Source organism: Nostoc sp. ChiQUE02, assembly GCF_034531305.2.
Lineage (GTDB): Bacteria > Cyanobacteriota > Cyanobacteriia > Cyanobacteriales > Nostocaceae > Nostoc.
In genome coordinates, this window is sequence record NZ_JAVRBN020000100.1 from 1 (window position 1) to 8,078 (window position 8,078).

Consider the following 8,078-nt stretch of genomic DNA (forward strand, 5'->3'; position numbering starts at 1 on the left):
GTTTTAGACCCAAGTTCGGTTCGGTCACAGCCAGAGGACTGTTGCAGCATTCCCTTCTGCCTCCTGCCTCCTGCCCTTTGCCTTTCTTGATAATCAAATTCGATCAAACTCTTATGGGGTAGGCATCTTGCCTGCCCATGATTGCAAATAGCCTTGACAATTGGACTTAACCAGAAAATATCACGATATTGTAACGGTGGTCTTAGCTGCCGTTTTTTGTTGACGTTGCAAAAGTTTACATTTAAAATGGAAAACGGCAAAATCCGATAAGTATTTATTCTTATTTATCCTGAAAATATGACATTTGATGAGTATATATTCTTATCAACATCAAAAATTTATCTTTATAAAGATAAACAATGTTTACAAAAGTAAAAATTCCTTAATATAATGTAATCAAAAGCGAGAAGCCAAATTGATTGTCAGAAGTGATGAATGCTATTGAATTTCCCTGGCTAACAGCCATAATCCTCTTACCCTTAATGGCTGCCTTAGCCATCCCCCTGATTCCAGACAAAGAAGGTAGAACCGTCCGCTGGTATGGTCTGGGAGTTGCGATCGCCGACTTTGCACTGATGATTTATGCCTTTTGGTATAAGTACGACTTCCAAAGCTCAACACTCCAACTTGTAGAAAACTATCCTTGGGTACCGCAGTTGGGTTTGCATTGGGCTGTGGGGGTTGATGGTTTATCGATGCCCTTACTGCTTCTGACAGGCTTAATAAATACCCTCGCAATATTCGCGGCTTGGAAAGTTACCACCAAGCCGCGATTATTTTATGGTTTGATGTTAGCGATGTACAGCGCCCAGCTTGGCGTATTTGTCGCCCAAGATTTGCTGCTGTTCTTCCTAATGTGGGAAATCGAGTTAGTGCCGGTTTACCTACTGATTTCCATCTGGGGGGGACAAAACCGCCGTTATGCAGCTACCAAGTTCATTCTTTACACCGCCGCTGCATCAATATTTATCTTGATTGCCGGTTTTGCAATGGCATTCTCTGGAGATACCGTCACCTTCGATATGGCGACTCTGGGAATGAAAGAATACCCGAAAACCTTGGAATTGTTGGTTTATGCAGGTTTCTTGATTGCCTTCGGCGTGAAGTTACCAATTTTCCCCTTACACACTTGGCTACCTGATGCCCACGGTGAAGCATCTGCACCCGGCTCAATGATTTTGGCTGGTGTGTTGTTAAAAATGGGTGGTTATGCCCTGATCCGCTTCAATGTGGAAATGTTGCCCAATGCCCATGTGACTTTTGCCCCAGTGCTGGCAATTTTGGGTGTAGTGAACATTGTCTACGGTGCTTGCTGTGCCTTCGCTCAAACCAATCTCAAACGCCGCTTGGCTTACTCTTCAATTGCCCACATGGGGTTTGTGCTGATTGGGATTGCCTCCTACACAGAACTGGGTATCAGCGGTGCAGTGCTACAGATGATTTCCCACGGCTTGATTGCTGCTAGCTTGTTCTTCCTGTCTGGCGTGACTTACGATCGCACCCACACCTTGATGATGGATAAAATGGGCGGTATGGCTAAGGTAATGCCCAAAACCTTTGCTCTGTTTACCATTGGTTCAATGGCTTCTCTCGCCTTACCCGGAATGAGTGGTTTTGTGGGTGAGTTGATGGTATTTCTCGGTATTGCCACCAGTGATGTTTACAGTTCCAGCTTCAAAATTGTAGTCGTGCTGCTGTCAGCAGTTGGCGTGATTTTGACACCAATTTATTTACTGTCGATGCTGCGTCAAGTGTTCTACGGTGAGCAAAATGAGGAGTTGCACTTGGATGCTGTAATATCTGATGTCAAACCCCGCGAAATATTTATTGCCGCTTGTTTGCTGCTGCCAATCATCGGTATCGGGTTCTATCCCAAATTGGCAACGCAGACTTATGATGTGAAGGCAGTAGAATTAGCCGCCCATGCTCGTGAAGTTCTACCAGTCGTTGCTCATCAACAACCATCAAGTCTGTACTCGCGGATTTTCTCTGCACCAACATTAGCTACTTCTCAAGTTGAAAGTTCGATTAATATTTCTGAGTAAATTAATTTCCCATTAAGGGGACTGCAACTAAATTCTAAATATGAGGGGAATGAAGGGGTGGTTACGAAACCACCCCTAAAATTTTGCCAAGAGATATCCTGAAGACAGGTGAAGCCCCCAAAGTCATTTAAAGTTATTTCAATCGCTAAACTTTTCGTGATTTAGGATATAGCCAAAAGCTAAACAAACGGCTAACTCGCTGATGGGTATCAACTTAAGTCTAAATCCTTTAAAACCCAATACGCTTGGGTTAAGAAAAATTGTAGGTTGGGTTAAGCAAAGCGCAACCCAACAAAGCCCTGGAAATGTTGGGTTTCGTTCCTCAACCCAACCTACGCAGTTTAAGGTTTTTGGCGCTAACTAAAACGTATTTGCTTAAAACCATTGCTATTGCAATAATCAATATGCACTCTCCTACAACCAAACCAAAGGGTTTCAATCCCTAATAGGGATTTTGATGAATTGCAATGCCTATCGATAAATGGGAATGTTCTATTTTTATAGGTTTCAATCCCTAATAGGGATTTTGATGAATTGCAATAAGAAGCTTAGAAGCACTTAAAACTATTTTTGATGTTTCAATCCCTAATAGGGATTTTGATGAATTGCAATTTAAATTCTTAGCTTTTGCTTGTTTGTATTCTGCGTTTCAATCCCTAATAGGGATTTTGATGAATTGCAATAAACAAATCGATTCTGCTATTAAAGTACTTGCTGTTTCAATCCCTAATAGGGATTTTGATGAATTGCAATCTGATAATTGGTGTTTAACCCCTGAAGAAAAAGTTTCAATCCCTAATAGGGATTTTGATGAATTGCAATGCAACAGCCTGAAACCCAAGCTATATTTAGTTTTCAAGGTGCGGTTGCGCCAATCTAGAGCAATCATAGCATTAGAGACTTCCTTTGGGAAGAGTGTCGGGAAAAGTTGAAGGCTGAAACCCAGTTTTTGTAAGCATTTCAGACATTGCGTCAATCACCATTGGGCGATTAGTGGGGTGAAATGCTTGCTGGTGTTGAGATAGAAGCACTTTTTTTAGGCTGTGGAATTTGTACACCTACTGATTGACGCATTTGACATACAGGAACTCTCTGAGAAGCTACGCGATAACCTAATGGTGATGGGGGGCAAGATTGATCGCTGCCTTCGGAGCCAGAAATCTCAGTCTTTATCTGCTTATAGCCTCCCACATCACACGCGGCACTTGTAATCTTAGTCTTGAGACTCCTCAGAGGTAGATTCTGATTCGGTTTCGAGTTCTTCTGTTTTTACCTTGGCGGCTGGAGGTTTAACGGGTTTTGGACCACGTGCTAAGGCAGGATTGACTGGCTGCCTGTTTTCATCCTTATATGATGATTTTTTCCCTCCACCAGATGAACGATCGCGGCTCGGTTTTGAGCTTTTGGGGTTGGGTTTGGATTCAATAGGAGTTATGGAATCCGAATTTTCGGAGTTTTTGTCAGTGCTTTCTTGGGACTGACGTTCCGATTTTTTGATTGGGCGTTCTACCATTGTTGATTTTTGTAAATTTATCTGTTCTGTATAGTACATCGGTTTGGTAACTATCAAACTGTTGAGTAGCATTTTTTAAAGATTTTCTTGTTAGAATCATTGAGTGGCTGTAAAGAGTTGATTTAACAAAAAAGCAAGCAACAAACTTTATCAATTAACTCACCAAATGTGAAAATGGGTGCGTTCGGTTATCCATAACGCACCCGAAAACTATTCAACAAAATCGGGTCGTGCCTGTTGTCTTGATTTAAACTTTTCCTCTAAAACTGCCCAATTTTCTTGCTCAATTAAGTTAGTCAACTCATCGAGATTGTGACGATATTGTTGCAGCGATCGCAGCAATGCTTGACGATTATAACGCGCCATCATCACACCCAACTCTGGATTCCCACCACCCACACGACTAGTATCCCGAAAACCTGAACTAGCTAACTTTTGGGCTAATTCCAAAACATCGGGATCGGTTTCACTTAAACAAGCAGCAATCAACGAGGAACTGACCATTACAGGTAAATGGGAAATCCAACTAACAGCGCGGTCATGTTGCTCAGGTTGACAATAGTAGATATTCGCTCCCAGCGATCGCACAATTTCTTCCACCACCGTAATTACTGTGGTTGGTGTTGTAGTTATCGGTGTTAGAACATAAGGTTTATCGACAAATAAATGCCGCTGTGCAGCTTCGATTCCACTGTCTGTTCTTCCCGCCATTGGATGACCGCCGATAAAATTATCCCAAAGGGGAGAAATATCCTTGACTATCTGTGCTTTTGCCGAACCCACATCAGTCACGACGGTAGTGGCAGACAAATGAGCGATCAACTGCTTAAATTGGGGCACAATAAGGGCTAGAGGTGTACAAATAAATACAACTTCTGCCGCTGCCAACAAGCTCAGGTCAACTGATGCTTCATCAACACTGCCGAGGGTAATTGCCTTTTGACAAGTGGCTTCACGGCGACTAACTCCTAAGATATGATGTCCTTGCGATCGCAAATCAAAACCCAAAGATCCGCCTATCAGTCCCAGTCCTAAAATCCCAATATTCATTTTTGATTTTGACATTCCGTTTTTTATGACTTTACCAACTATTAAAGTTGGCATCCAAGGGGTAGCATCAATGACTGTAGAGGAATTACTGGAACAATACGCAGCAGGAGTCTTAAACTTTAGTGGTGTTGCACTCCCAGAAGCCAATCTGAGTGGGGTCAAACTCAGTGGCGTGAATCTGAGCGATGCTAATTTGAGTATAGTCAACCTGAGTGGCGCGAATCTGAGTGAAGCTAACTTGAGCAATGCCAAGCTGAATGTAGCCAGACTGAGTGGCGCGAATCTATGTAGCGCCATTCTTAACAACGCCAGTCTCAACGTCGCTAATTTGATTCGAGCGGATCTGGGTCGCGCTCAACTCAGAGGAGCCTCATTGATCCGCGCCGAGTTAATTCGCGCCGATCTCAGTCGCGCCGATCTATTGGAAGCTGACCTCACCAGTGCCGATTTGCGAGAGGCGACGCTCCGCCAAGCGAATCTCCGTCACGCTAACTTGAGTGAGTCTATCTTGAGAGGTGCTTCCTTGACCGGAGCCAACTTGGAAATGGCTAACTTAAACGCCAGTGACCTCAGTCGTTCTGACCTTAGCGGCGCAAATTTGCGAGAAGGCGAACTCAGACAAGCGAATCTCAGCCATGCTAACTTGAGCGGGGCAGATTTGAGCGGAGCGAACCTCCGGTGGGCAGATTTGAGCGGCGCAAAATTGAGCGGGGCTGACTTAATTGGTGCAGATTTAAGCAATGCCAATTTAACGAATACGAGTTTAGTCCACGCAAATTTAACTCAGGCAAAATTAATTAGAGCAGAATGGATTGGTGCTGACTTAACAGGAGCAACTTTAACTGGGGCCAAGCTTTATGCCACCTCCAGGTTTGGTTTAAAAACTGAAGGGATGGTTTGTGAATGGGTTGATCTTAGCCCAAATGGCGATCGCTCCATTGTCCAAAACTTCCATACTGAAGAGTCACGAGATTTTTTTAACGAAACACCGCCAACAATTCGGATTATTGTTGATGCAGCTCTAGAACACGAAGCCAATTTTGCGATCGCTGGCGCTTACTACCAAATTGCTCAAGAATACCGCGGGCTGAAACAACCTCCAAGTATCGAAGGTGGACGTCGTCGAACTGTTTTCACCTTTTATGTAGATAGCGACGAAGCATTATTTCCCACTGCTTACATTGTGATTCTTCCCTTTTTAGATGCCGCATCTACCCAAAAGAATATTTCCAGTATGGTGGAAATGATTAACAGTGAAGTTGTTGCAAACCAAGATTTAAAATCGCCCCAAATGGTGAAACAATTAAATAATCTTATAGAGCAAGCCATGAGTCAGGCTACAACAATTAAACAGACGAAAAAAAATATTGAAGTAGCCGCAAAGTTAAATTTTTGCAAAGCCCCAACCCAAATAATTTTAACGAATTCCAGCGCTCACACTTTGATTGTCCATGACCATCCCAACTTTGGAAAAAGATTTATTAATCGCTCTGCTCTCAATGCTTCAGCTTATGATGATATGTCTAGTGAATCAACAAAATATATATTGCCTTCACTAGATATGGTTATGGATTTTGTCAAAGGATTTCACTATATTAGTCATTAGTAATGGGGCATTGGGCATTGGAAAAATCACTAATGACAAAAAATAAATGACGAAAAATAACTTTTTGGAGGACAAAAATGCGCGATACCTTTAATAGAATGATCGGTCGAACTCGCTATGTAGTCTTTCGCCTATTTCTGCACTTAGGGGGAGGTGAGGTAGCACCAATTTTGGGAGTATTAAATAGTGCTGGACGAGATGCGATCGATGCCGATGGCGATTTAGAAGTTTTGGGAGAAGGATTGGTAGAAATTAGCCAAACCCTGCTGCAATACGATGAATATTGGCTTTCTGCTGCTAACGAAGGTGACGTATTTTTTGATGAAGGCGAGGCGGGAGATTATGTGAATGAATTATTTACTGACTCTGCCCAAAGATATCTCAGTGAACCAGATTACGGTTCTGGCTCTGGATTGAATGAACCTTTATCTATACCCGTAACTCGCAACGTCATTGTGATGATTACAGTAGCTTATGAAGGAGAAGTACCAGATTTGGAAACTGACCTTTCTAACGTTCAGGCACTCAAGGAAGGATTAAAAGCATTGATAAATTTGCATTATAAACATAGATTGAAGGCAATCCAAGTGCATTTCTCGCCAGCACAGTTGGGCGATGAACTCACTAGCGATCAACTATTGCAATATTACCCAGAATTGATTCCTTTGTAATCTAGTTGGGTAGTCCGTACTTACTACTCACATCGAGAAATTGTTAAGCTCAGAGATAGGACAATAATCCAATGATCATGACCATAGTACGTAAATTTACAGCCGTTTTTTTAGCTCTGAGTTTGTGTATGACAACTGTCGCTTGTGGTGGGGGAAACGAAACTACTCCTCCGGCTAAGAACGTTAGCCAAACCTCTAATACCACCAAACTGAGTGACGGAGAGTATCAAATACAACAAGCTACTTATGACGATGCAACTGGTGAATACAGCTTGTTTTTACTTAACAATAATCCCCCAACCTTTGCAACCGAAAATTTGCAAATGGCACGGTTAACTGATGATGAAATCAAGCAGGGCAAGAAAACCTATCTAAAGGTAGAAAAAGGGCAACCAATTTTATATCTGACGGAAGACTTTAAAATTGAGTACGTCCACAACGTTACCGAAAATAAAACCAATCCTCAAACAGGACAACAAGAGACGGTTGTAGTCCGTCGAGAAAATAGCTTCTGGGCACCGTTTGCTGGGTCTGTGGCTGGTAGCTTGGCCGGTCAGGCACTTGGTAGTCTGTTGTTTAGACCCCAGTATTATGTACCGCCTGCCTATTACCCAGGACAAGGATTAAGTGGCTTCGGTGGATATGGTACAAGCTATGGCCAAGCAGTTCAAAGCTACCAAACTCGCTACAATGCACCACCCGCAGCTGTGACAAATCGCACTGCGTTCCGCAATACAGGGACAATTAGAAGGTCATATCCTGGAAATACAAATATACGCAATGCACCGCGTAGCACTACAGGTAATAACCGTCCTTCTGGTTCTGGTTTTGGTGGTAGTACGTTGCGGCCCTCTGGCAGAGCCACCTCACCCAGACGCAATTCTGGTAGTAGTTTTGGTAGTGGACGTAGTTCAGCGCCCCGTCGCTCAACTGGTTTTGGCAGCAGACGCCGTTAAGAAATTCCAAATTTAATAAATAAACTGCCTAACAATTAAAGGTAGTGTGTTGCACAAAGAAGTCGGAGGGTTGACTTATTACCCTCCGACTTCTCTTTATGAGGCGTGATGCTTATATCCCCCGAATTCTATTCGGGGGATATAAGCGAATTGCTGAATAAATTCAGCATTCTTATGCTAATTGTGGTAAATAAGAATGTAGTTGGTTGGTCGAGCCTTCATGAGAATTTACGAGTT

Annotated in this window: 6 protein-coding genes and 1 CRISPR repeat array; of the genes, 4 read left to right on the forward strand and 2 right to left on the reverse strand. The window is 42.9% G+C overall.

All coding sequences use genetic code 11. The features are described from left to right. Positions 1–431 precede the first annotated feature (431 nt). Positions 432–2,045, forward strand: a complete 1,614-nt coding sequence (locus RM347_RS35165; protein ID WP_322721097.1) for an NAD(P)H-quinone oxidoreductase subunit 4 — start codon at positions 432–434, stop codon at positions 2,043–2,045. A gap of 432 nt (positions 2,046–2,477) precedes the next feature. Continuing rightward, positions 2,478–2,867: a CRISPR direct-repeat array (repeat unit 37 nt; unit sequence GTTTCAATCCCTAATAGGGATTTTGATGAATTGCAAT). A gap of 391 nt (positions 2,868–3,258) precedes the next feature. Here RM347_RS35165 and RM347_RS35170 read toward each other — a convergent pair. Together RM347_RS35170 and RM347_RS35175 are read right to left on the reverse strand one after the other, a co-directional pair. Next, complete coding sequence (locus RM347_RS35170) at positions 3,259–3,630, reverse strand: hypothetical protein (RefSeq protein WP_322721096.1); 372 nt, start codon at positions 3,628–3,630, stop codon at positions 3,259–3,261. A 138-nt stretch (positions 3,631–3,768) separates the two neighbouring features. Beyond that, complete coding sequence (locus tag RM347_RS35175; RefSeq protein WP_322721099.1) at positions 3,769–4,608, reverse strand: prephenate/arogenate dehydrogenase; 840 nt, start codon at positions 4,606–4,608, stop codon at positions 3,769–3,771. A gap of 70 nt (positions 4,609–4,678) precedes the next feature. Between RM347_RS35175 and RM347_RS35180 the strand changes: the two genes are divergently transcribed. From RM347_RS35180 to RM347_RS35190, 3 genes are all read left to right on the forward strand, one after another. Then, on the forward strand, positions 4,679–6,214 hold the full coding sequence (locus RM347_RS35180; protein ID WP_322721098.1) for a pentapeptide repeat-containing protein: 1,536 nt from the start codon (positions 4,679–4,681) through the stop codon (positions 6,212–6,214). A gap of 77 nt (positions 6,215–6,291) precedes the next feature. After that, on the forward strand, positions 6,292–6,885 hold the full coding sequence (locus RM347_RS35185) for a DUF1517 domain-containing protein (protein WP_322721095.1): 594 nt from the start codon (positions 6,292–6,294) through the stop codon (positions 6,883–6,885). A 71-nt stretch (positions 6,886–6,956) separates the two neighbouring features. After that, the gene (locus RM347_RS35190) at positions 6,957–7,841 is read left to right on the forward strand and encodes a hypothetical protein (protein WP_322721094.1); all 885 of its coding nucleotides are present in this window, start codon (positions 6,957–6,959) and stop codon (positions 7,839–7,841) included. The last annotated feature ends 237 nt before the right edge of the window (positions 7,842–8,078 follow it).